Origin of the sequence: Pedobacter aquatilis (assembly GCF_032678405.1) — a bacterium.
Lineage (GTDB): Bacteria > Bacteroidota > Bacteroidia > Sphingobacteriales > Sphingobacteriaceae > Pedobacter > Pedobacter aquatilis_A.
Genome location: NZ_JAVTSJ010000006.1, coordinates 18,599 through 43,697, shown reverse-complemented (window position 1 = coordinate 43,697; position 25,099 = coordinate 18,599). Strand labels below are relative to the sequence as shown.

Below are 25,099 nucleotides of genomic sequence, written 5' to 3'. Positions count from 1 at the left end.
TTATTCGTAAAACTACAAATAATTATCTAACAAGTGTATACCTATATCAGGTTTAAAATTATTGCAGGATAAACACCAAGAATTAATGTAATTGCTACTGATACCAATAAAACTACTTTATATTGACCAGGTGTTGAAAGCTCAGTTTCTGCGCCATCTTTAAACCATACAGCAACAATTACTTTAAAATAGTAGTAAAAACCAACCAAAGCATTTAGAATTGCAAAAGCCACTAAAAGTGTCTGATATTCGTCCATAACATTCAGGAACATCAGGTATTTACCAATAAAGCCTGCAGTTAAAGGAATACCAGCCAATGATAACATAGCAATTGTTAGCGCTAATGAAACTAAAGGATTTTTCTTTCCTAAACCATTAAAACTATCGAAACTATCGCTTCCTGTTTTCTGTTTAACTAGAATTAATACAGCAAATGCAATAATCGAAGCAAAGGTATAGGCAGCAGCATAAACCAATACATTATTTTGGGAGTTTGCACCGATTACAACCAGTGAAAACAATAGATAACCTGCATGAGAAATACTCGAGTACGCCAGCATACGCTTGAAATTTTTCTGAAACAAAGCTGTAACGTTTCCAATGAATAAAGTAAGGCAAACAATAACAACGAGTGGACCAACCCAGAAATCATGAAGCGGAGCTAAGGCATCAGCAAATAACCTTAAGAAAGCAGCAAAACCAGCAGTTTTAACAACAGTACTCATGAAAGTAGTAATTAATGTTGGTGCGCCTTCATAAACATCCGGAGTCCAGAAGTGGAAAGGTGCAGCGCCAACTTTAAAACATAAACCAATCATCATCAGAATAACACCTGGATAAAAAATCGGAGAAATTGCCTTACTATTATCAACCAGGTATGCCTGAATTTTATCCAAATCAAATGAACCTGTAGCACCATAAAGTAAGGTAATACCGAATAATAGGAAACCTGTTGAAAATGCCCCCATTAAAAAATACTTTAAAGAAGCCTCATTGGATGCGAAGTCCTTTTTACGTATACCCGCAAGGATATATAAACTTACCGACATAATTTCTAATCCCACAAACAGCATCGCCATGTTTTTATACGATACCATCATAATCATTCCTGCAAGGGCAAAAAGAATTAAGGTATAATACTCCGCAATGTTATCACTTTTGGAATGAAAGTAATTTTGCGTTAGTAAAAAAATAAGGAGTGTACCAACAATACAAACACCAGAAAAGGCTAAGGCAAAGTTATCTGTCTGCATCATGCCGAAGTGAACGGCATTACCGTTCCAGGCACAGAATGTAAAACCCAATGCAGTAAGCAAGCCAACAACGGTAAGCGGTAATAATGCTTTATTTGCTTTAAACAAACCTGCGTAAAGAACAATAAAAGCGGTTATACTAATGGTTATTATAATATTCATTGCTTATTTTACTGATGTTAATTTTTGATTTACCTGTTCTAATAAATGTTGTACAGATGCCTCTGTTAAGTGCAACAATGGTTTTGGATAAACACCAAATACAATGATTAATGCACAAATGATGTAAAGAACTAATTTCTCAGATCCCTGAATATCGGTGAACGTGAGCGTAAGTTCGTTGGTTTTGCCAAGCATAACATTTTGGTAAGTACGCAACATATAAACGGCTCCGAAAATGATGGTTAAACCAGCTATAGCTGCTGCCCAGATACCATAATTATATACGCCCATTAGTAATAAAAATTCACCAATGAAACCATTTGTACCTGGTAAAGCTACTGTTCCTAAAACAATGATCAGGAATGTGATGGCCAATTGAGGGGCAACTTTTGCTATACCACCTAATTCTTCTATCTTGTTTGTTTTTACTCTTGAAAAAATAATATCCAATACAAAGAATAAACCTAGCACGTTTATGCCATGACTCAACATTTGCACCATTGCACCTTGCATACCCTGCTGATTCAAAGCAAATATACCTGCGGCGATTAAGCCAACGTGCGCAATTGATGAATAGGCTACTAAACGTTTTGCGTCTTTTTGTGTGAATGCAATGAGCGATGCGTAAACTATACCAATGATAGAAAGCACCATGGCCAGGCATGACCAGTCCTGAACACCTGCAGGTACAATCGGTAATAACCACCTGATCACTCCATAAATACCCATTTTAAGCATGATACCAGACAATAACATGGTTCCTTGAGTTGGAGCCGCGGTGTAGGTATCGGGTTGCCATGTATGGAAAGGAAAAACCGGCATTTTTATCGCAAATGCAATAAAGAAAGCCCAGAAAATCCATCCTTGTTGTGTGCTATCTAAACTTAATTTGTAAAATTCAGCAATCTCAAAATTATGAGCTGGGTTTTGTAGATACAAATAGATAATTCCCATCAACATAAACAACGAACCTGCAATCGTATAAACGAAGAATTTCATATTAATACGAATTCTATCTTTTCCACCCCAGAAAGCGCAGATAAAATAGATTGGAATTAATGCTGCTTCCCATCCGATGTAAAATAAGAAAGCATCCATCGCTGTAAAAACAAGCAATAATCCACTTTGCATAAATAATATCAGCGCATAAAAAGCCGATGGATTTTTATAATCATGTCTATAACTCGATAGGATAATGATCGGAATTAATAAGTTGGTTAACAAAACGACCAACATACTGATACCATCAATGCCTGCATGGAAGTGTATGCCTAAATCGGTAATCCATGGTAAATTAGCCTCAAACTGCGTAGTAGCATCCGGAATGAAGTTACATGCAATAAACAGAGCCAGCAATAACGATGCAACTGAAACGACAGTTGAAATGATTTTAGCCGACTTACCCGCAAATGCTGTAATAATAGCACCTAAAAGCGGAAGAAATATAAGTAGTAAAAGTTGTTCCATTATTTAATTTTGAACCCTTTTTATATGTAATAAAATGTGTAAGCAAGCAATGCGATGATACCAGCAACCATCATAAATATGTAGAAACCTACGTTTCCACTTTGCAATAAACGAACGCCTTTGCTGGCCTCGTTTGTACTCCAGCCTAATCCATTTACAATGCCATCGATAATCTTCGTATCTACAATTTTGTAGAAAAATTTAGAGAAAGCATCCAATGGTTTTGTAATGATGAAATCGTAAATCTCATCTAAATAAAACTTGTTGTATGATAGTTTCGCAAGGGCCGAACGTGGTGCCTCATCAGCAACAGGCACCCGGGCTCCTTTCACATACCTTGTGTAAGCATACAGTAAAGCAACAATCGCTGCTACTACTGAAACCCCCATTAATGTAAATTCAGTCGAATGGCTTAATTCCAGCTCGTGTTGTGCAGCGCCAGCACCCGATAACCAGTGTGCTAACCATTCATGTCCACCAAATACATGCGGAATGTTAATTGATCCGCCAATAGCTGCCAAAACAGCTAAAATAATTAGTGGTAGGGTCATCGCCTTAGGCGACTCATGCACATGGCTTTCTTCGTGATGGGTACCCCTGTACTTTCCTGAGAAAGTAAGGAACATCATTCTGAACATATAGAAAGAAGTTAAGAATGCGGTAAGCACGCCAATTCCCCAAAGAATTGGGCTGGCCTGATAGGCATTTGCTAAAATCTCATCTTTAGAGAAGAAACCTGAGAAAGGTGGTAAACCTGCGATTGCAATTGTACCAATCATCATGGTTAAGAAAGTAACAGGAAGTTTTTTTCTCAATCCACCCATGTGGCGCATATCCTGTTCATGGTGCATGGCGTGGATAACCGATCCAGCACCTAAGAATAATAATGCTTTGAAGAACGCATGAGTTAATACATGGAAAAATGAACCTGTATACGCACCAACACCTAAGCCTAAAAACATATAACCTAATTGCGATACAGTTGAATATGCCAATACCTTTTTGATATCTGTTTGAGTTAACGCAATGATGGCAGCTACTAATGCAGTTGTTATACCCACTATGGCAATAATGTGTTGCGTTAATGGCGCTAAATCAAATAATACACTTGAACGTGCAATCATATAGATACCTGCAGTTACCATTGTTGCAGCGTGGATCAAAGCCGAAACCGGAGTTGGACCAGCCATCGCATCAGGTAGCCACGTAAATAATGGCAATTGCGCCGATTTACCGCAGGCACCAATAAATAGTAATACTGTGATTAAAAACAAAGTATTTTGTCCAGGTAGCATATTTGCTGCCTGAGGGAAAACTTTAGCAAATTCAACACTACCAAAAGTGGTGAAGATTAAAAACACACCTAATAAAAAGCCTAAATCACCAATACGGTTCATCACAAAAGCTTTCTTAGCAGCTGATGCATAAGCACTGTTAGTGTACCAGAAACCGATTAATAAGTAAGAACATAATCCTACACCTTCCCAACCGATAAACATCACAATGTAGTTTGAGCCTAATACTAATAAAAGCATGAAGAATACAAACAGGTTTAAATAAGCGAAAAACTTACCAAAACCCTCGTCATCATGCATATAGCTGGTAGAATATAAATGGATTAAAAAACCTATTCCAGTAATAATCAAAAGCATGATTGAGCTTAATGGATCAACCAGGAATGATAAAGGAATATGCAATGTACCTGCACTAATCCAGTCAAATAAAAATACTTCGTGAGATTTTTGTGTATCGCCTTGTAAACTAAAGAAAATGACTACGCTGATGGCGAAAGCTGCAAGGATTACTCCGCTTCCAATAATACCAACAAGTCCTTTAGATAAAGATTTTCTGCCCAGTCCATTAATTACAAATCCTAAAAAAGGAAGTAACGGAACCAACCAAATCAATTGTTCTATGCTCATTCTTACTATATATTTACCACTTAAGGCGGTTTAAAACATTAATATCTATTGATTTTGTATTTCTATATACCATAACGATAATAGCCAAACCAACCGCTACTTCTGCAGCTGCAAGTGCCATGATAAAGAATACGAAAACCTGTCCTGATGGATCGTTGCTATGTACAGAGAAAGCAGTTAAAAGCAGATTTACTGCATTCAACATTAACTCTACCGACATAAAAATTACGATTGCATTTCTACGGGTCAATACACCAATTACACCAATTGTGAAAATAATCGCACATAGATAGATGTAGTGATTTAGCGGAACGCCTGCCATTTGTGTTGTTAAATTTTCCATTATGCTTCTACCTCATCTCTTTTAGATAATAAAACTGCTCCAACCATTGCCGCCAATAGTAACAGAGATGATAATTCGAATGGTAATAAGAACGGACCAAAAAGCTCTTTACCTAAATTTTCTACTAAGCCTAAGCCAGGATTTTTTAAGGTTAAAGGACTTGTAATGCTTGCCGCTTTAAGCGAGCCGAATAAAGTTACAATTAAACATCCTCCTGCAATTACACCAACTATTTTGATTAATGGTGATTTTACAGGTTCAGTGTCCTTATTCAAATTCAATAACATCAGTACAAAGAGAAAGAGTACCATAATAGCCCCCATATAAACAATGAAGTTTACAACGGCTAAGAACTGGGCATTCAACAATACGTAATGTACCGTGAATGTGAAAAAGGTAAGAATTAAGTATAATACGCTATGGATCGGATTCTTTGCAAAAATCACCATCAGCGAAAAGATGATACTTAATGTGGCTACGAAATAGAATACTTGTGTACCCATTAATTTGTTTTTTTACTCCTCGTCATTTCGAGGCACGAAGCAATCTTATTAATTATCGTTGCGTTAAGGATTGCTTCGTTCCTCGCAATGACGGCATTGTTTAATTATTTTTTCATCTCCAATGGAGCTTCTACCAGTTTATCTTTTCCGTAAATAAAATCTTTACGTAAATAATCTGCAGGTACAATTGGTCCATCTAAGTAGATTGCCTCTTTAGGGCAAGCTTCTTCACATAATCCGCAGAAAATACAACGCAACATATTAATTTCATAAGTTGCCGCATATTTCTCTTCGCGATATAAATGCTTCTCTTCTGGCTTACGTTCAGCAGCAATCATTGTAATCGCTTCTGCTGGGCATGATAAAGCGCATAAACCGCAGGCAGTACAACGCTCTTTACCATTCTCATCGCGCTTAAGCGAGTGCATTCCCCTAAAGTTTGCCGAGAATTCACGCTCCACTTCTGGATATCTTACAGTAGCCTCTTTTTTGAATAAGTGACTTATGGTAATCTTCATACCTTTTGCAATTGCAGGCAGGTACATTTTCTCCATAAGGCTCAACGGCTTTTGTTCGAGTACTTTTTTCTTATTACTTAATGATTCCATAATTAAAACTTCTCAATAATCGCAATCACAACTCCAGTTATTATAATATTGGCTATAGCTAAGGGGATTAAGCCTTTCCAGCCCAGGTTCATCAATTGATCGTAACGGAAACGAGGGATTGTCCAACGTACCCACATGAAGAAAAAGATGAAGAAAAATATTTTAGCAAACAAAATTGCTGTTCCAAATAGTGGTGCCCAGGTTGGCCCTAACAATGTAGCCATATAATCCATACCTGGATAGTTATATCCACCAAAATATAAGGTTGCCATTACCGCCGATGATACAAACATGTTGATGTATTCAGCAAACAGGTAAAAACCTAATTTCATTGATGAATACTCCGTGTGATAACCACCGATTAACTCGGTTTCACACTCAGGTAAATCGAAAGGTGCACGGTTAGTTTCAGCAAAAGAACATACCATGAAAATGATAAAACCTAAAGGCTGATATAAAACATTCCAGTGCCAGCCATGTTGCTGCGCAACAATTTCCTTTAAGCTAAGCGTATTGGTCATCAAAAGCAAAGCGATAATGGATAATCCCATCGCAATTTCATAACTGATATTCTGTGATGCTGCACGGATTGCACTCAATAAAGAGTATTTGTTGTTTGATGCCCATCCACCAATCATTACACCATAAACACCTAATGATACTACACCAAAAATGTATAAAACACCTACGTTGATATCAGTAACCTGCAGCGGCACAACTTTACCTCCAATTTCCATTGGGCTTCCCCATGGAATAACAGCTGTACCAATACAGGCACAAAGTAAAGCTAAACCAGGGCCCAGGATGAACAACCATCTGTTTGATGTGGTAGGAATAATTTCCTCTTTCATAAACATCTTCACGCCATCGGCTAAAGGTTGCAAAATCCCAAAAGGACCAGCTCTGTCAGGACCTAAACGATCCTGAAGAAAAGCAGCCACCTTACGCTCAGCGTAAGTAGAATACATGGCAATTACCAAACTGATACCAAAAATTACGGCTACCAGTATAAACTTCTCTATGATAAATGCAATATCCATTAGTACTTAGCTGTTTTATGAAATTCAACTTCATTTGCTGCCTGTAAAGCCGCATTAGGGTTAATTACAGGAAGCGGTTTTAATCTTTCGTAGTGGTTAGATGCAATAACTGAAGTATCATCTATGTGTGTTGGATGTTCAATAGTCCAGTCAGAAGTTGCCTTTTTATCAAAACGACAAGTATTACAAATGAACTCTTCTACTTCTCCAAATTGATCTTTACGTGCAGTAACACGGATCACATCCGCTCCCTTATACCAAAGTGTTACCTTACCGTTGCATTTTTCATGGTCACAGTTACGGTGAGCATCAACTGGTTTGGTAAACCAAACGCGGTTTTTAAAACGGAAAGTTTTATCTGTTAAAGCCCCTACCGGACAAACATCGATTACGTTTCCTGAGAAATCGTTATCAACAGCTTGCTGGATGTAGGTTGAAATTTCTGAATGATCTCCACGATTTAAGATACCGTGAACACGTTTATTGGTAATCTGATCTGCAGTGAATACACAACGGTAGCATAAAATACAACGGTTCATGTGCAACTGGATCTTATCGCCGATATCGATACGCTCAAAAGTACGGCGTTCAAACTCGTAACGCGTTTTTTGTAAGCCATGTTCGTAACCTAAATTCTGTAAATCACACTCTCCCGCCTGGTCACAAACCGGGCAATCCAAAGGGTGATTAATCAACAAAATCTCTACTACACCTGCACGAGCCTCCAAAACTTCAGGCGAAGTAATATTCAGCACTTCCATACCATCCATTACCGTTGTACGGCATGATGCTACGAGCTTTGGCATAGGGCGTGGATCTTTCTCCGAACCTTTTGTTACCTTAACAATACAGGTACGGCACTTACCGCCACTGCCTTGTAATTTAGAATAATAGCACATTGCTGGCGGAACAATGTCACCACCTATTTGCCTTGCAGCATTCAGGATGGTAGTACCATTGTCAACCTCTACTGTTATCCCGTCTATCGTAACCTTAACTTTTTCACTCATGGTTAATGATAATCTATTTTTCTTCCGTTACCGGAGCTTTTTCAATTGGTGTTGCATAGTTTGCAATACCATAATTCTGTGTCTGACTTTTAACCGGTTCTTTAATGTGCCACTCAAATTCATCTCTGAAATGACGAATTGCACTCGCTACTGGCCATGCAGCCGCATCGCCAAGCGGACAAATGGTATTTCCTTCGATCTTACGTTGGATATCCCAAAGCAGGTCAACATCCTCCATTGTACCGTTACCGTGTTCAATTTTGTGTAACACTTTTTCCATCCAGCCAGTACCTTCACGGCATGGCGAACATTGGCCACAACTTTCATGATGATAAAAACGAGAGAAATTCCAGGTATTGCGAACGATACACTGATCTTCATCAAAAGCGATGAAACCACCTGAACCTAACATTGTTCCGGTTGCAAAACCACCTTCTGATAAAGACTCGTAACTCATTAAACGAGGCTCACCATTGGCTAACTTCAAAGTTAGATTAGCTGGCAATACCGGTACAGATGAACCACCTGCAACTGTTGCTTTTAAACGTTTTCCGTTTGCAATACCACCACAATATTCATCCGAATAGATAAATTCTTCTACTGGCAAGCCTAATTCAATTTCATAAACACCTGGTTTAACTAAATTTCCAGATGCAGATATTAATTTTGTACCTGTACTTCTACCGATACCGATTTTTGCATATTCATCACCACCATCGTTAATAATCGGAACAACAGCGGCAATTGATTCTACGTTATTTACAACCGTTGGGCAGCCGTATAAACCAGCAATTGCCGGAAATGGTGGCTTAATTCTTGGATTTCCACGTTTACCCTCAAGCGACTCTAGCAATGCGGTTTCTTCACCACAAATGTATGCACCACCACCTGGCTGAACATATAGTTCAAGATCATAACCTGAACCTAAAATATTTTTACCCAACCAACCCGCGGCTTTGGCTTCAGCAATTGCTTTTTCCAGGATGCGGATCTGAGGCATCATTTCACCACGAACATAGATGTACGAAGTATTTGCACCTAACGCAAAACTAGATACAATCATGCCTTCAATTAGTGCATGAGGAATGTGCGTCATCAGATAACGGTCTTTGAAAGTTCCCGGCTCTGATTCATCCGCATTGCACACCAGATAACGTGCAACGCCTTCAGGTTTAGCCAAAAAACTCCATTTCATTCCCGTAGGGAAACCCGCACCACCGCGACCGCGTAAGCCCGATTTCTTCACTTCTTCAACGATATCTTCAGGTGTTAAAGTTTTCAGGGCTTTTTCTACAGCACGATACCCGCCTTTCTGGCGATAGACCTCAAGTGTATTGATGCCTGGTACGTTTATATGCTCAAGTAATAATTTGCGACTCATTGCTTATAGATATGAGATGTGAGATGTGAGTTTTTAGACAAATTGCCGTTCTCAAATCTCAAATCTGGTTTCTCAAATCTTATTTATTTTTTAAATCTTCAATCAATTTATCTACGCTCTCTGTAGTTAAGTTTTCGTAGAAAGTATATTCAGGACTAATCTGTAATACTGGTCCGAAACCACAAGCTGCCAAACATTCAACTCCTCTGAAACTGAATAAACCATCTGCAGTAACTTCTCCTTCTTTCACACCTAATTTATCCTCTAAGTGACTTAGTATCTTCTCAGCACCTACTAAACAACAAGGTCCTGTACGGCAAACCTCCAAAGCATATTTACCTTGTGGTTTTAAAAAGTACATGGTATAAAATGTTGCTACTTCATACACTTCAATTGGCTGGATATTTAAATATTCAGCAACCTGATCCATGGCTGATGTAGGCACCCAAAGAAATTCTGCCTGTACCAAATGTAATAATGGCAACAAAGCTGATTTTTGTTTTCCTTCCGGATAACGGCTTTTTATTTCATCAAATTTGGCAAGCAATTCTGATGAAAACACTACAGGTGTTTGTTCTTCTACTTTAAGCATCTAATTCTCCTGCAATAATGTTCATACTACTCATGTTGATAATGGCATCAGACAATAACATTCCTTCGCTCATTGGCGCAAACATCTGGTAATTTATAAAACTTGGTCTGCGGAAGTGTAAACGGTAAGGCGTACGGCCACCATCATTAATCAGGTAGAAACCCAACTCTCCATTACCACCTTCAACAGCATGATAAACTTCTGCTTTTGGTGCATCAATCTCACCCATCACAATTTTGAAATGGTAAATCAATGCTTCCATATTATTATAAACCTCTTGTTTTGGCGGAAGATAGAAATCAGGAACATCAGCATGGAAAATGCCTTTTTCTTCTGTTTTTAGCTTAGTCATCGCCTGTTCAATGATGCGAACACTTTGCCACATCTCTTCATTACGAACTAGGTATCTATCGTAAATATCGCCGCTGGTACCTACCGGAACTTCAAAGTCAAAATCCTGATATGAAGAATATGGATCACTTACACGTACATCATAATCTACACCAGTTGCACGCAAGAGCGGACCAGTCCAGCTATATTCAAGGGCTGTTTCTTTTGTTACTTCCGCAACACCAGCAGTTCTGTCGATAAAAATACGGTTACGCGTTAACAGGTTTTCAAACTCTTTTAATGCAACCGGAAATTCCTTTAAAAACTTGTTGATTTTTGCAAAAGCGATATCATTGAAATCTCTTTCAAAACCACCGATACGACCAATGTTGGTTGTTAAACGAGCGCCACAAACCTCTTCAAAAATCTCATAAATATGTTCACGAAACTGGAACAAATAAAGGAATGTAGTTGTTGCTCCTGTATCCTGGCCAATAATCGTATTACAAATAATATGATCAGCAATACGGGAAAGCTCCATTACAATAACACGCAGATAATCTACGCGTTTTGGGATTTTAATATTCAGTAACTTCTCAACCGTCATGTGCCAGCCCATGTTGTTAATAGGCGAAGAACAATAATTTAAACGGTCAGTAAGTGGTGTAATCTGATAGAAAGGGCGATGTTCAGCAATTTTTTCAAAGGCACGGTGGATGTAACCTATTGTAGAAACGCCGCTAACAATACGTTCGCCATCTAATTGCAAAACGTTTTGGAAAACGCCGTGTGTTGCAGGGTGGGTTGGACCTAAGTTTAAGGTTACCAGCTCACTTTGCGGGTCATTATCTGTAAATACCGGATGGTTATGATTCATATATATTACCTTCCAAAAAATTCGTCTTTTTTATCTACTCTGTTCGGATCTTCCAATGGATATTGTTTCAACATCGGGTGTACACCTAAATCGTCCATATTTAAAATACGGCGCAAATCAGGGTGGCCTTCAAATTTAACCCCGAACAAATCGTAAGTTTCACGCTCCATCCAGTTAGCACCTTTCCATACCGAAGTTGCAGTAGGGATTGTTGGATTTTGCTCTGAAATAAAAACTTTAATCCTGATCCTTACTTTTTCTACCATATTATGCAGATGGTACACAACTGCAATACCGTGGTCTTTACCTGGGTAGTGCACAGCAGTGATATCAGTAAGGAAATTAAACTTTAATTCATTCTTCAGATGTGAAAGTACATTTACGATAACATCTTTATAGGTTACAAAGGTTAACAAACCATAAGGCTCAGAAACAGCTGTAACTTTTTCGCCAAACTTTTCAGTAAGCTTTACGTGAATGTCGTTATTTAGCGTCGTTTCTTCCATTATTTAATGCCGTATTGACCTAAAAGTTGTTTGTAATAATCAGAGTTTCTTCTTCTGCCAGATTCGTTTTTAACCAAATCCTGAATACGTTGGAAACCATCCAGAATAGCCTCTGGTCTTGGTGGGCAACCTGGTACGTAAACATCAACAGGAATAACTTCATCAATACCTTGTAAAACAGAATAAGTATCGAAGATACCGCCACTACTTGCGCAAGCCCCTACAGCCATTACCCAACGTGGCTCAGCCATTTGGATATAAACCTGTTTTAATACCGGAGCCATCTTTTTTGCAATAGTACCCATCACCATTAAAACATCGGCCTGACGAGGAGAAAAGCTCAAACGTTCTGCACCGAAACGACCTAGATCGTAGTGAGAACCCATTGTTGCCATAAACTCAATACCGCAGCACGAAGTAGCAAACGGCAGCGGCCATAATGAATTTGACCGTGCCAATCCAATCACTTTATCTAAAGAAGTGGCAAAATAGCCAGGTCCTTCGGTTCCTGGAGGCGCATCAACTATATTAATTTCACTCATGTTATAAACAAAAAATGCTCATCCCTTTACAGAATGAGCAACAAATCTACAATATTTTAAAGGCAAATAAACTAGCTTCGCTTGATTTAGAACCTTTCTAAATAATTAAATTTCAATAGCTTTAGTGTAGTTATTACACACGTTATATAAACCTTAAATTGAACACCAATGAATAGCTAATACGTATAGTGAAACTTACAAAATACCTAGTTCCAGTCTAAAACTTTCTTCTTAATTACATAGATAAAGCCTAATAGCAATGTCCCCATAAAAATGAACATTTCTATCATACCATCCATCTTCAAAGCCCTGAAATTAACTGCCCAAGGGTACATAAAGATAACCTCAACATCAAAAAGTACAAATAGTATAGCTACTACAAAATATTTAATAGAAAAGGGTTGACGGGCATTACCAATCGATTTGATACCCGCTTCGAATGTTTCAAGTTTATCGCTTGTTTTGCGTTTCGGGCCTAAAAGATGCGTTGCAACTAATGTTGTAACAACAAAACCCAGGGCAACCACTACCTGAAAAATAATTGGTAAAAAATCTATTGATGAACTTTGTGCTTGCATAATAATTAATTTCTGATGCAAAAGTAAAAGAAAAAGGCAGAGTAACCAAACTCTGCCTTTTCTAAATTATTTAAAATTTAAACTATTTTGTTTTTCCTTTTGGAGCAGGAGCAGCCAACTCTTTTAATTTTGCCGCAGCAAATGTACCGCTAGGATATACTGCTACACTCTTATCAAAATATTCTTTTGCTTTTGCTTTATCTTTATAGAAGTAATAACCGCCAATTGTATCATAAGCCTCTGAAAGACGTTTTGCATAAGCAGGCTGAGCGGCCAACTCTGGCTTTTCTGTTACTTTTTTGATATATTCTTCGTAATAAGGAATCATTAATCCTTTAGGATCTTTATCATCATCAAGCAAACTGTTTATACGTGCTCTGGTTAAGTAAGCATCATAAGTGTCTGGAGATATCTGAGTCACTTTAGCAATTGCAGAATCAGCTTTAACTAAAATATCTTTCGAAGGATTTTGCTTAGCGCTGTATTTTGCACCGTAATCAAAATAGTTTGCCATTGCATTATAGTAATAGTTATACAATGAACCTTTACCACTTGGATTAGCTTTAATTGCTTTTTCATAAACCGATGCTGCTTTAGCAAATTTCTTAGCATCATATAAGCTTTTCGCAACTTCCGATAATGCATCGGCATTAGTCGAATCCTTAGCTACAGCTTTGGTAATGTTGATTAACGCTAAACTATCCTGGCCAGCTTTTAACTGTGATTTTCCTAAATAAAGGTAATCGAAACCTAAAATTTTTGTAGTGTCTTTTTGTTTAGCGAAATATTCAGTCATATTGGTCAATGCCTGAGGATAGTTTTTATTCTCGTAAGCAGACCAGCCTTTTAATCTTGAAACGATAACACCTTTTGGATCGTTAGCAGGAACCTGAATTGATGATGCAACCTGCTCTAATGCCTGGTAATCTTTTGCATAGAACAAGAACTGCATATAACGCAATTGAGATTCTAATGATTTATCTGTTAAATCAAGGTATTTTTTATAGAACTCAACCGCCTTTGCTGCTTTTTCCTTATCGGTACCAAAGCTACTCCACTGTAAGTACAATTCTCCTAATTCACGGTAAGCCGGACCATAATTTGCATCAGCAGCAATTACTTTTTTCAATTCTTCTTCACCTTCCTGGAATGCACGAGATTCTTTGTACATTTTACCAACCTGCGTTGTAGCTCTTCTGTTGGTTGGGTCAATATCACCTACGCGGAAATATGGTCCAATCGCCTCAGAGTTTTTCTTTTGTAAGGCGTAAGCATCACCTAAGCCAATAAACACTTCAGCATCTTTGTCTTTCGCATCAAGCTCATCTGCTTTTGTAAGATTTGCTAAAGCATTTGCAAAATCAGGTTTAGACACATCATCGCCAGGTTTATCCTGTGCTAAATATGCTTTACCAATTGCTAAATAAGTTTTATAATCTTTCGGTGCTGCAGCTACCGCTTTATCAAAATTTGTTTTCGCTGAAGTTGGATTGTTCGACAACAAATCTGCTTCGCCCAAACCAGCATAATTTGAAGCATTTTTTGCATCTGCCGCGATACCTTTGTTAAAAACTGCTCTTGCCGAATCGATATAACCTGTTTTCAAGTATACCAACCCAAGGTTATAAAAATTATCACCATTAGACGCCTGAGAGTTTACCAAAGCTTTAAGCATTGATGATGCTTTCTGATACTGCTCAGCATCAATGGCTTTTTTCGCGTCATTTAAATTTTGAGCAAAAACTGCAGAACCCATCAACACCAAACCTACATTTAAGGTTATTGCTTTCTTTAAAATTTTCATAGTTCTTTAATCTGTTTTTTAATGGTTATAAAGTTTACATAAGATGCAACCTTCATTTGATACTCTGTTTTTTTAATTTGATTGTATAAAACAATCGTGGTCCAATTTATTCTTTTTTTGTTATATTTAATTCTCTTGGCATTAATTTATGCGGTGCCAATGCCGATTTAAGTACAATTAATTGCCCCCGTTGGCTTCTTAACCATACTGCAAACCCCGTGCCTAAACCGTCTCTGCCTTCACAATCCATAATATTTATATTTCTTAAAAAGGGATAATCCCCATTTATTAAGTTTGGTTGTGTCGGCTGATAATATTTATCATCGCCAGGCTTACCTTTAAGGTTTTTAACGCCAAGCATCCTGATTTTATCACGATATTTCAAAAATTCTGCATTCTTATCAGAAAGCCAATTAACGCCTAAAATACCAATAAAATTTTTATCTTCAGCAATAAGTTTGATTACTTCATTGCTTGAGTTTTTTGAATAAACATCTTTTGAAGGAAATTGACTGATATTAGCCAATTGCTTAAAATACTGAAACGTGCTGGAATAAGCGTTATCAAATACTAATTTCTTCCCCGAGCCTTTACCCTGTAATACATCTACAACGTCTTTAACGTTAATTGTACTGTCAATATTGTTAACATTGCTAATTAAAGCGATACCATCCACTGCAAAGCGTGAAGTATTGACCTTTATACTCCTTTGTGTATAATATTTTTCCTCTTCTTTTGTAAGTAATCTCGGTAATACTATTACCCTTACCGTATCATTTAGAAATGCAGGAAGTAATTTGAGTTCAGGCTTGTAAGTGGTAATAAAGTTAGCTTGTGGATAGTCTATTTTAAATACATCAATTTCTTGTTGTACAATAGGGCCAACACTTTCATCTACAAGTATTTTTAACGTTCCACTGGTACGGGTTTCTTTAACCACGCCCTGTTTTTCTTTACGCTTGCAAGAGAAAAAAAATAATGCAATAAATAATAAAAGGATGTTTCTCATTAATAATTAGTCTCGCCTTCCAAGGCTTAATAATCTTACAAAAGCATAAATTATTAAAAATATTCCGATACCTATTTTATATGGCCGTGCGATATTTAGCGGCAGGTCTTTCCAGAATATGCAGGTAAAGCCTATGAATAAATAAAACAAGAACATGATTAGGCCTAAAATGAGCAAAAACCGCTGTTTAGGCGATTTTTGCTTAAAAATATCAAAATTTAACATCTACTACTGAAGTGTGAAGTTAATGTTGATGTTGTACTTTACACGTACAGGCTTACCGTTCTGGATACCTGGAACCCAACGTGGACTAGCTTTTAGTACACGTTTAGCTTCTTCATCAGTACCACTACCTAAACCGCGTGTTACCACGATATCGGTAAGCTCACCGTTACGCTCTACAACGAACGATAACCAAACTTTACCCTGAACGTTATTCTCCTGAGCCATTGGCGGATATTTCATTGTTTTCTGCAAGAATGCATAGAACTTAGACATACCTCCTGGGAATTCAGGAACTTTCTCGATACTAACAAAGTCATAAACTTTGTTATCATCTACAGCAACTGCTGCTTCTTTTTTCGGCCCTTCACCAACAGGTTCTGCGATTACGATATCAGCAGTAGGGTCACCCTTAATATCTTTTTGTCCTGGGTCTGCCTCTTTCAGTTTCTCAACGGTAGGTGGCTCATCCTGAACTTCGATATCCGGTTTTACAATCGGAGGTGGCATTTTTACCTGATCCACTTTTGGTGGCGGTGGCTCTACCGGTGGCGGTGGAGGTGTTTCAGGGTTTACTGGTGGAGGTGGATTTAACACAACTTCTTGTGCTTTTAACTGTTCTTCCTCTGGAATAGAGCCTTTTATAAGGCTGTAAATTTTTGGAGAAAAGAACAAAATTAAGAATACAACCGAACCGTATAAAAGCGCCTTTGTTGTATTACCGGCACTACCTTTACGCAATTGGTAAGCACCGTAAGCTTTATTCTTATCAGCAAAAACGACTTCCAGCCATTCTTTTCTAAATATATCTAACTTCGACATAATTCCTGACTTTTAATTATAAAATACCTTGTTCTTTCATGAACGCCTTTTCATTGTCAAGGATATTGTCGTCATCAATCTGACGGGCATTAACCTTTAAAATCTCAAGTTCATCCATCATATCTACAAAGTTCTGAAACGTTGAACCTGAAGTTGGTTTAACTAAAACAACAAAAGGATCTTTTTCAGTTTCGTTAGAATTTTTTCTGTTCTTGATGATTGTTTCTTCAATTCCGGAAAATGATTCAATTGTTGGAGCACTTTTTCCAGCCTCACCCATGTACCAAGCTATCTTATTGTTTTTTCCTAACAAAACAGTCATGGTTTTGGTTGCTTTTAAGGCTAACCTATTTTCCGGTAAGTTATCGTCTTTATCCGGTTTGGTAATATCCATTGCCTGTGGCGTAGAAATTACAGTGGTTAAGATAAAGAATGTTACTAAAAGAAACATCAAATCAACCATTGGAGTCATATCAACTCTTGGGGTGGCTTTCTTCCCACCTGTGTTTAATTCTGCCATTTCTTATTTCTTCTTTTTAGCTTCAGAGTTAGTTACCAATAAAAACTTGTTAACTTTTTGTTTCTGAAGTACATCAATAACCTTCTTAACCACAGGATATTCCTCTTTAGCATCACCTTTGATACTAACACGCATATCCTGATTATTAAGCTCTTTAGTGGCTTTACGAGCATTTAACACCCATGAATTTAACTGATTATCAGTTGAATCGGCAGGGATACCAGGCTGAACACCAGGTTTCATACGATCAGCACCATTCATTGCGATCAAAGCCTTTAAGCTTTGAATCGGCACACCAAAGCTTGAAATTCCCGAAAAACGGTTAAGCTCTTGTGGCGTGAAAGTGATTTTGTACTGCTCGCCCATTAGTTCTAATGTTCTTGCTCTTACTTTTTGTCCTGCTACTTCGAAGAAAACTTTCCCTTGCCCAATTGTTAAAATCGCGTTGTTTTCTACTGGCACCTTAAACTCATACGTAGATGAAGGTGTAGAAACAGCCAATGGCTCAGGTTGTCTTGCCGTAGCAGTCAAAATGAAGAAAGTAAGTAACAATGACGCCACATCGCACATGGCGGTCATATCTGTTATCGTACTTGTTCTTTTAACTTTTATTCTAGGCATAATATTTTTACTAGTTTTTAATAATGATGATCTTTTTTCCGGTTTTCCATAAAGCCGGTAAAAATTTTTTCAAAATTCTTATTTATGCGAACTAGCGTATGTTTGAACGATGCTAAATCCAGCTTCGTCGATTGCGTAAGTTAACTTGTCAATTTTAGAAGTTAATACGTTATACATGATAATAGCCAAAGTAGATACTGCGATACCAGTCATCGTATTAATTAAGGCCTCAGAGATACCTACCGCTAATGCTGACTGATCTGGAGCACCAGAGTTAGCTAAACCAGCGAAGGCACGGATCATACCTGTTACTGTACCTAATAAACCGATTAACGTACCGATCGATACTAAAGTTGCAATTACAGTTAAGTTTTGCTCTAACATTGGCATTTCTAAAGCAGTTGCTTCTTCAACTTCTTTCTGAATAGCAACGATTGATTGCTCAACATCCATGTTAGTATCAGCTTCAACTTCGCTATATTTTTTTAAGCCTGATTTAATTACAGCTGCAACAGAACCTTGTTGTTTATCGCATTCTGCTTTTGCAGCCTCGATGTTACCTGAATTTAAGAAACCTTTAACTTTAACGATAAAAGTATCTAAACTTGATTTACCACTTGCTTTACCAATAACGATTAAACGCTCGATAGAGAACACGATAACCACTAAAAGTAAACCGATTAAGATCGCTACAATCGGACCACCTTTAAAAGCTGTACCTGGATAGTTGTTTGGTAATGGTAAGTTGTTGTTGTCTCCTCCGATGAAGTTATCAGAAGCTCCCAATACGAATCTCCAGATGATGAATCCGATGATGATACAAATTGGAATAACAAATGTCGCAAATACATTTGATGCACTTGAAGAGCTTTCAGTTTTAACAGTTGTTGGTTTTGGTGCGTTTGCCATTTTTTTTAATTTTTAGTTTTAGTTCTTGTTTTTAATTTTTAGCTGTTTTTTTCTTTTGTATTACACACAACGTAAGTCTACCTGTTTTTGTTGCGAAAACAAATTTATAAATTGATTTTAAATTACAAATTAATAAATCAATAAACAATTAAATCGTTACTTAACTTTTTAGTTTTCCGCTTATCGCCTGGGTATATAACAAAAAAATTGCCTCAGCCGGAGGCAATTCTTGCACAATAAAAACTAAAAAAAAATCGAATTGCAAATTTTTTGGCCAAAAAATGCATTTTAAAGTGCATTTAACACAATTTTAACGCTTCTTCGGCAACTTTTGATGTTTTCACCTCTCCAAATTGTTTAAAATTTTCTGCGAAAGCATTATTCAATTCATAAGCTTTTATGAAGTATTCTTCCTGGTTGCTCCACGTTTTAGATGGATCTAAAATCTCATCCGGAACGTTAGGACAATGTAAAGGCATCATTAATTTAAAAACATGGTGCTGCTTATAGTTATTATGAGACAAGCCTCCGTTCATTGCGGCAGTGATCATGGCACGTGTATAACTCAGTTTCATACGTTTACCTATGCCATAAGGCCCGCCGGTCCAGCCTGTATTTACCAGCCATACGTTAACATTATGCTCTCTAATCTTTTTCCCCAGCAAATCAGCATACTTCGAAGGGTGCAATGGCAAAAATGCTTTACCAAAACATGCTGAAAAAGTTAGCTGTGGTTCGGTAATGCCAGCTTCTGTACCTGCAACTTTAGCCGTATAGCCACTCATAAAGTGAAACATAGCTTGTTCTGTGCTAAGTTTTGAGATTGGCGGAAGCACACCAAAGGCATCGGCGGTTAAGAAAAATATATTTTTTGGTGCCGATGCTATCGAAGGTAAAACAGCATTATCAATATACTCTATCGGATAAGCTACACGTGTATTTTCCGTTTTGCCGATGTTTGAGAAATCTACATCATGACTATCTGGGTAAAAATTTATATTCTCAAGCAAAGAGCCAAATTTTATCGCTTTATAGATCTGTGGTTCTTTCTCCAACGTCAAATCAACACACTTTGCATAGCAGCCTCCTTCGAAATTAAAAATAGTATCCTCACTCCAACCGTGTTCATCATCTCCTATTAATGCCCGTTGAGGATCTGCAGACAGCGTGGTTTTTCCTGTTCCGGAAAGGCCAAAGAATATGGCAGTATCTCCATCTATTCCAACATTAGCCGAACAATGCATTGAAAGTGTATCCTTATATATAGGTAACAAAAAGTTTAAAACTGAAAATATACCTTTTTTGATTTCCCCGGTGTAGCCTGTCCCTCCAATCAGGATCATTTTCCTGGTGAAATTAATAATAGAAAAGTTTTCCTGCCTTGTTCCATCAACCAAGGGGTTGGCCAAAAAGCCTGGCGCAGCAATAACTGTCCACTCAGGTGTTTTTCCTAAGTTTTTTTCATCAGGACGGATAAAAAGGTTATTAGCAAAAAGATTTTGATAAGCTGTTTCTGTTATAACCCTTATCGAAATAGCGTAATCCGGATTTGCACATGCTTCAGCATCTCTAACATAAACAGTTCTGTTATTAAACCAAGCAGTCATTTTATTGAAGAGATTATCAAAGTTTTCCGAACTGAATCTGATATTGATATCGCCCCACCAAACATTGTTGGCCGTAATATCGTCATAAACGATAAACTTGTCTTTAGGCGAACGCCCGGTAAACTTGCCTGTATCTACAGCCAGTGCACCTGAAGAAGCTAAAACCCCTTCATTATTTTGAAGTGCTTCTTTAACCAATTCAGCGGCTGAAAGCTGATATTTTACACATACCTCATCCTGTAGATTTAAGTAGCTTAAATCTGGCGATTGCAGTTCAATTTTGCTCATAACAATAAGTTAGTTAGTGGAGCAAATGTAAAGAGATTTTTATGGAAGAATCAAATATTTTAAATGCTTTTTTTACATATTGTAGCTTATACACTATGATTTAAATAATTGATAATCAGATTACTAAATCAATTTAAAAAGCGATAAAAAAATTAAAAAAATACACTAAGGCATCGATTTAACCACCAGCTTTTTTAGCTTTAAAACCTTCTTTTTGAAGAATAAGCATTACTTTATCCCGAACATCACCCTGAATAAGAATTTCACCATCTTTTACAGAGCCACCAACACCACATTTATTTTTAAGCATTTTGCCCAAAACTTCTAAATCTTCCGTTTTTCCTTTATAACCTGTAATTAAGGTTACGGCTTTACCTCCACGATTTTTCTTATCGAGCATTACCCTTAAATCCTGTTGTTGGTTGGGTAAAGTAACCGTATCATCTGTTTCCTGTTCATATTCGAAATCAGGATTTGTAGAATACATAATTCCACCTAAATCGCTTAAGCTATTCTTTTTTTGTTTCATAATATTGAATGGGAAGTTAGGGCACTATTACGTGTAATGAAAGAGGGTTTATATTTATTTCGATTTTCTTTCCCATTTTTAAAGGTTCCCCATCAACATGAACCGGGCCTTCCTTTTCCCTTGAAATTTTAATATTTCTACCTTTTATGATTTCAATCATATCTGAAGTTTCTGCTGATCCCTTTAACATAACATAACTCAGCACTGGTAATTTTAGTACCGAAAACGGTTTAATAATGCAAACATCCAGTAAACCATCTTTTACTGAAGCATCGGGTGCGATGTAAACATTGTTTCCATATTGTGATGAATTGGCAATGGTAAGTGCGAAGGCCTTTCTTTCATAGTCAACACCATCGATATTAATCTGGTAAACTTCATCTTTATAACTGAAAACCTCTTTTAAACTTAACTTTACATAGCCTGCCAAGCCTCTTTTCTTATCTTTTGAAAATGCTGCACTTAAATGGGCGTCGAAACCCATCCCCGCCAAATTGAAAAAACACTTATTGTTGAAGTAGGCTGAATCAATTCTATCGGTTTTAAGCCGGTTGATTAACAAAATAGCTTCTTTTAAATTTTGAGGTATATTTAAAAACCTTGCAAGGCCATTACCCGAACCCAGCGGTAAAATACCAAGGATTTTACCATGCTCAAGCACTTTTGAAGCAACCTCATTAATGGTTCCGTCTCCCCCGGCTGCCACAATTATGTCAAAATTTTTGGCGATCGCTTCTTCTACAATCTCTGTTGCATGCCCGGGATATTCTGTCAAAAGGAAGTTAGCATTAAACTTTTCTTTATCCAGATATTTATCAATAAGCGCAGGAATACGAATTTTAGCCTTTCCTCCTGATATCGGATTGATTACGAATAGAATATTTGTTTTGACTTGCAAAGCTTTAGAATGAGAATACAAAATAATCTATAATTTTTGAAATAAAGAAAATATGCTAATTTTGCAACATTAAAAGTGGATTGATTTGCTATCCCGCATCATCGGGACCGGATTGCAACCACTTAAAAAAATTGCTAATGCCTTCCTTTACACAAGCAAGACCTGTTCCAGGCAGTTGTTAGCACTTATTAAATTGTTTATTTTCATTCTAATTATTTAGTAAATGTCGTATTTATTTACATCAGAATCAGTTTCTGAAGGTCACCCGGATAAAATTGCCGATCAAATTTCTGACGCTTTAATTGATAACTTTTTAGCTTTCGACGCAGAATCGAAGGTTGCCTGCGAAACTTTAGTTACTACAGGACAGGTTATTTTAGCCGGTGAAGTAAAGTCTAAAACCTACCTTGATGTTCAACAAATTGCCCGTGACGTAATCAAGAAAATTGGTTACACCAAAAGCGAGTATATGTTCGAAGCAAATTCTTGCGGTATTTTATCTGCAATTCATGAGCAATCACAGGATATTAATCAGGGTGTAGACAGAACGACGAAAGAAGAGCAAGGTGCCGGCGACCAGGGAATGATGTTCGGTTACGCTACTAACGAAACTGAAAATTACATGCCTTTGGCGCTTGATTTATCTCACGCTTTATTAATCGAGCTAGCTAACCTGAGAAGAGAAAATAAAGAAATCACCTATTTACGCCCTGATGCGAAATCGCAGGTTACTTTAGAATACTCTGATGATAATAAGCCACAAAGAATTGATGCGATTGTAATTTCTACTCAACACGATGATTTTGATGAAGAAACCGCGATGCTTGCTAAAATTAAATCAGACTTGATTTCTATTTTAATCCCAAGGATTAAGGCTAAATATCCGCAGTATGCTCATTTGTTTAACGACCAGATCACATACCACATCAACCCTACAGGAAAATTTGTAATTGGTGGCCCACACGGCGATACAGGCTTAACAGGAAGAAAAATTATTGTTGATACTTATGGTGGAAAAGGTGCACACGGTGGCGGGGCTTTCTCGGGTAAAGACCCAAGTAAAGTAGACAGAAGCGCCGCTTATGCAACACGCCATATTGCTAAAAACTTAGTTGCTGCAGGTTTAGCTGATGAAATTTTAGTTCAGGTAAGTTATGCGATCGGTGTTGCAAAACCAACTTCAATTAATGTGGTTACTTATGGTACAGCTAAGGTTAATTTAACTGACGGTGAAATCAGCAAGAAAGTAGAAGCTATTTTTGATATGCGTCCTTACTTCATCGAGCAACGTTTAAAATTAAGAAACCCAATTTATAGCGAAACCGCAGCTTATGGCCATATGGGCCGTAAACCTGAAACAGTTACCAAGACTTTCAGAACTCCGAATGGTGAAGAAAAAAGTGTAACCGTTGAATTATTTACATGGGAAAAATTAGATTTCGTAGATAAAGTTAAAGCAGCCTTCGGCATTTAATAACAACATTATAATTAAAAAGCCCCGAAAAATCGGGGCTTTTTAAATTATATACCTTTTCTTTTCATAAAACTTTCTTCCATCGTTAAAACATTCTCATCATCGATAGCGAAAGATTTTATATCATTTATCTTCATTTCATCTACCACATCTACAAAATCTTTATAAGTAGCTGTTTTCGTAGGCTTAATAATTACGATCATAAATTTCCCCGGACTGTTATTGTGGGTTTTTGCAACATTTAATTTATTTGCAGTAATCTGCTTATCAATTTGCTGTAAGTTACAAACATTCATTACTGCACTTTTTGTTTCACCCATATAATGTACTAACTGACCATTTTTTCCCAACAAAATTGTCATTGTCCTTGATGCCGGATAGGGATCTTTTACATCTGCCGGAATAGGTTTAGCTACATCCGCAGCCTTTAACTCTGAAAGCGTGGTCGTTAACATGAAAAAGGTTGTTAACAGAAACATCAGATCAACCATAGCGGTTAAATCCACTTTTGGGGTTTCTTTTTTAGTTCTTCCCTTTACAGCCTTGCTGTTACTGGAAACTTCGAGATTTGCCATAATGTTTAGGTTTTTTAAACATGATGACAATGGGCAGTAAATTACATAAAAACGAAGCGATAATTTTATTCACCGCTTCGTTTTATTCAATCTCGGCAGTTATTTAATAGCTTCAATTACACCACAGCCGACCCTCGGACCAGAATTTCCTGTGGGTTGAGTAGTATAATCATCAGTTCCGCCATGAACAATTATACCTCTGCCAATTATATTTTTAATGTCGCCTTCAGCCGTACTCCATCGGTCAGTTGTTACCGAAATGGCTCCATGTCCCTTACTATCCAGCATTATGTTGCCAATATCGCCCGAATGGTAAGCTGCAGAGCCCCATTTCCCGTGATTTTCTTTTGTTGGATTCCAATGACCATGTGTGTTTTCACCCATATTACCGCAATCGCCATGCTCATGAAAATGAACAGCAACATTACTATCAGCACGGGCAGCATAATTTATTTCCAGATCCATTTTAATCTTACCATCACTCAGCTCGTAAAATTTCGCAGTACCAATTGTTTTTGAATTATCAGCTGTTTCAGTTAATGTAGCCGAAGCTATTTCTTTATCGGTTTTTGTACAGGCACTTAAAAATGCTAATCCTGCTACGGCTACTGTTAGAAGATATTTTTTCATATTATAAAAATTTAGTTTATCAATTAACATATTGATTTTCATTTGGTTTTCGATATAATAAAATCAGCAAAACCATT

Annotated in this window: 26 protein-coding genes; 1 reads left to right on the top strand and 25 read right to left on the bottom strand. The window is 37.3% G+C overall.

Annotated elements, in window-relative coordinates; genetic code table 11:
- Positions 1-41 precede the first annotated feature (41 nt).
- The 23 genes from R2R71_RS16165 to R2R71_RS16055 all read right to left on the bottom strand — a co-directional run bounded on the left by R2R71_RS16165 (position 42) and on the right by R2R71_RS16055 (position 22,343).
- Positions 42-1,415: an NADH-quinone oxidoreductase subunit N gene (locus R2R71_RS16165; protein WP_316832314.1), complete on the bottom strand. Its 1,374-nt coding sequence runs from the start codon at positions 1,413-1,415 to the stop codon at positions 42-44.
- 3 nt (positions 1,416-1,418) lie between these two features.
- Positions 1,419-2,882, bottom strand: coding sequence for an NADH-quinone oxidoreductase subunit M (locus R2R71_RS16160; RefSeq protein WP_316832313.1), 1,464 nt, complete (start codon positions 2,880-2,882; stop codon positions 1,419-1,421).
- 20 nt (positions 2,883-2,902) lie between these two features.
- A complete protein-coding gene (gene nuoL, locus R2R71_RS16155) occupies positions 2,903-4,804 on the bottom strand; it encodes an NADH-quinone oxidoreductase subunit L (protein ID WP_410478237.1) in 1,902 nt (633 codons plus the stop codon).
- A 13-nt stretch (positions 4,805-4,817) separates the two neighbouring features.
- Positions 4,818-5,147, bottom strand: a complete 330-nt coding sequence (nuoK, locus tag R2R71_RS16150) for an NADH-quinone oxidoreductase subunit NuoK (RefSeq protein WP_010601897.1) — start codon at positions 5,145-5,147, stop codon at positions 4,818-4,820.
- Positions 5,147-5,650, bottom strand: coding sequence for an NADH-quinone oxidoreductase subunit J (locus tag R2R71_RS16145; RefSeq protein ID WP_316832312.1), 504 nt, complete (start codon positions 5,648-5,650; stop codon positions 5,147-5,149). The genes nuoK and R2R71_RS16145 overlap by 1 nt, the downstream gene beginning before the upstream one ends.
- 104 nt (positions 5,651-5,754) lie before the next feature.
- Positions 5,755-6,258: an NADH-quinone oxidoreductase subunit I gene (locus tag R2R71_RS16140; RefSeq protein ID WP_316832311.1), complete on the bottom strand. Its 504-nt coding sequence runs from the start codon at positions 6,256-6,258 to the stop codon at positions 5,755-5,757.
- Between the two features lie 2 nt (positions 6,259-6,260).
- Positions 6,261-7,298, bottom strand: coding sequence for an NADH-quinone oxidoreductase subunit NuoH (nuoH, locus tag R2R71_RS16135; RefSeq protein WP_316832310.1), 1,038 nt, complete (start codon positions 7,296-7,298; stop codon positions 6,261-6,263).
- Positions 7,298-8,308 (bottom strand): 2Fe-2S iron-sulfur cluster-binding protein, encoded by a 1,011-nt coding sequence (locus R2R71_RS16130; protein WP_316832309.1) that lies wholly within the window; start codon positions 8,306-8,308, stop codon positions 7,298-7,300. The genes nuoH and R2R71_RS16130 overlap by 1 nt, the downstream gene beginning before the upstream one ends.
- Before the next feature lie 13 nt (positions 8,309-8,321).
- Positions 8,322-9,689, bottom strand: a complete 1,368-nt coding sequence (gene nuoF / locus R2R71_RS16125; protein ID WP_316832308.1) for an NADH-quinone oxidoreductase subunit NuoF — start codon at positions 9,687-9,689, stop codon at positions 8,322-8,324.
- 79 nt (positions 9,690-9,768) lie between these two features.
- Positions 9,769-10,281 (bottom strand): NAD(P)H-dependent oxidoreductase subunit E, encoded by a 513-nt coding sequence (locus R2R71_RS16120; RefSeq protein ID WP_316832307.1) that lies wholly within the window; start codon positions 10,279-10,281, stop codon positions 9,769-9,771.
- Positions 10,274-11,488: an NADH-quinone oxidoreductase subunit D gene (locus tag R2R71_RS16115; RefSeq protein ID WP_316832306.1), complete on the bottom strand. Its 1,215-nt coding sequence runs from the start codon at positions 11,486-11,488 to the stop codon at positions 10,274-10,276. The genes R2R71_RS16120 and R2R71_RS16115 overlap by 8 nt, the downstream gene beginning before the upstream one ends.
- Positions 11,489-11,493: 5 nt before the next feature.
- Entirely contained in the window at positions 11,494-11,994 is a 501-nt protein-coding gene (locus R2R71_RS16110; protein WP_316832305.1) for an NADH-quinone oxidoreductase subunit C, read from the bottom strand.
- On the bottom strand, positions 11,994-12,536 hold the full coding sequence (locus R2R71_RS16105; protein WP_183765736.1) for an NADH-quinone oxidoreductase subunit B: 543 nt from the start codon (positions 12,534-12,536) through the stop codon (positions 11,994-11,996). The genes R2R71_RS16110 and R2R71_RS16105 overlap by 1 nt, the downstream gene beginning before the upstream one ends.
- Positions 12,537-12,742: 206 nt before the next feature.
- The gene (locus R2R71_RS16100) at positions 12,743-13,114 is read right to left on the bottom strand and encodes an NADH-quinone oxidoreductase subunit A (RefSeq protein ID WP_316832304.1); all 372 of its coding nucleotides are present in this window, start codon (positions 13,112-13,114) and stop codon (positions 12,743-12,745) included.
- An 82-nt stretch (positions 13,115-13,196) separates the two neighbouring features.
- Positions 13,197-14,918: a tetratricopeptide repeat protein gene (locus R2R71_RS16095; RefSeq protein ID WP_316832303.1), complete on the bottom strand. Its 1,722-nt coding sequence runs from the start codon at positions 14,916-14,918 to the stop codon at positions 13,197-13,199.
- Positions 14,919-15,024: 106 nt separating this feature from the next.
- Positions 15,025-15,927, bottom strand: coding sequence for a substrate-binding domain-containing protein (locus R2R71_RS16090; RefSeq protein WP_316832302.1), 903 nt, complete (start codon positions 15,925-15,927; stop codon positions 15,025-15,027).
- Between the two features lie 228 nt (positions 15,928-16,155).
- Positions 16,156-16,971 (bottom strand): TonB family protein, encoded by an 816-nt coding sequence (locus R2R71_RS16085; protein WP_316832301.1) that lies wholly within the window; start codon positions 16,969-16,971, stop codon positions 16,156-16,158.
- Positions 16,972-16,987: 16 nt separating this feature from the next.
- Positions 16,988-17,491 (bottom strand): biopolymer transporter ExbD, encoded by a 504-nt coding sequence (locus tag R2R71_RS16080; protein WP_316832300.1) that lies wholly within the window; start codon positions 17,489-17,491, stop codon positions 16,988-16,990.
- Between the two features lie 3 nt (positions 17,492-17,494).
- On the bottom strand, positions 17,495-18,112 hold the full coding sequence (locus R2R71_RS16075; protein WP_316832299.1) for an ExbD/TolR family protein: 618 nt from the start codon (positions 18,110-18,112) through the stop codon (positions 17,495-17,497).
- A 78-nt stretch (positions 18,113-18,190) separates the two neighbouring features.
- Complete coding sequence (locus R2R71_RS16070) at positions 18,191-19,021, bottom strand: MotA/TolQ/ExbB proton channel family protein (RefSeq protein WP_316832298.1); 831 nt, start codon at positions 19,019-19,021, stop codon at positions 18,191-18,193.
- 299 nt (positions 19,022-19,320) lie between these two features.
- Entirely contained in the window at positions 19,321-20,916 is a 1,596-nt protein-coding gene (gene pckA, locus R2R71_RS16065; protein WP_316832297.1) for a phosphoenolpyruvate carboxykinase (ATP), read from the bottom strand.
- Between the two features lie 178 nt (positions 20,917-21,094).
- A complete protein-coding gene (locus tag R2R71_RS16060; RefSeq protein WP_316832296.1) occupies positions 21,095-21,445 on the bottom strand; it encodes a translation initiation factor in 351 nt (116 codons plus the stop codon).
- 16 nt (positions 21,446-21,461) lie between these two features.
- Positions 21,462-22,343, bottom strand: coding sequence for a diacylglycerol kinase family lipid kinase (locus R2R71_RS16055; RefSeq protein WP_316832295.1), 882 nt, complete (start codon positions 22,341-22,343; stop codon positions 21,462-21,464).
- A gap of 223 nt (positions 22,344-22,566) precedes the next feature.
- Between R2R71_RS16055 and metK the strand changes: the two genes are divergently transcribed.
- Positions 22,567-23,817 carry a methionine adenosyltransferase gene (gene metK, locus R2R71_RS16050; protein WP_316832294.1) on the top strand — a complete coding sequence of 417 codons (1,251 nt, stop codon included), beginning with the start codon at positions 22,567-22,569 and terminating at the stop codon, positions 23,815-23,817.
- Between the two features lie 47 nt (positions 23,818-23,864).
- On the opposite strand, the gene R2R71_RS16045 is transcribed toward metK, so the two are convergent.
- Positions 23,865-24,392, bottom strand: coding sequence for a biopolymer transporter ExbD (locus R2R71_RS16045; protein ID WP_316832293.1), 528 nt, complete (start codon positions 24,390-24,392; stop codon positions 23,865-23,867).
- 99 nt (positions 24,393-24,491) lie between these two features.
- Positions 24,492-25,022 (bottom strand): superoxide dismutase family protein, encoded by a 531-nt coding sequence (locus R2R71_RS16040; RefSeq protein WP_316832292.1) that lies wholly within the window; start codon positions 25,020-25,022, stop codon positions 24,492-24,494.
- Positions 25,023-25,099 lie beyond the last annotated feature (77 nt).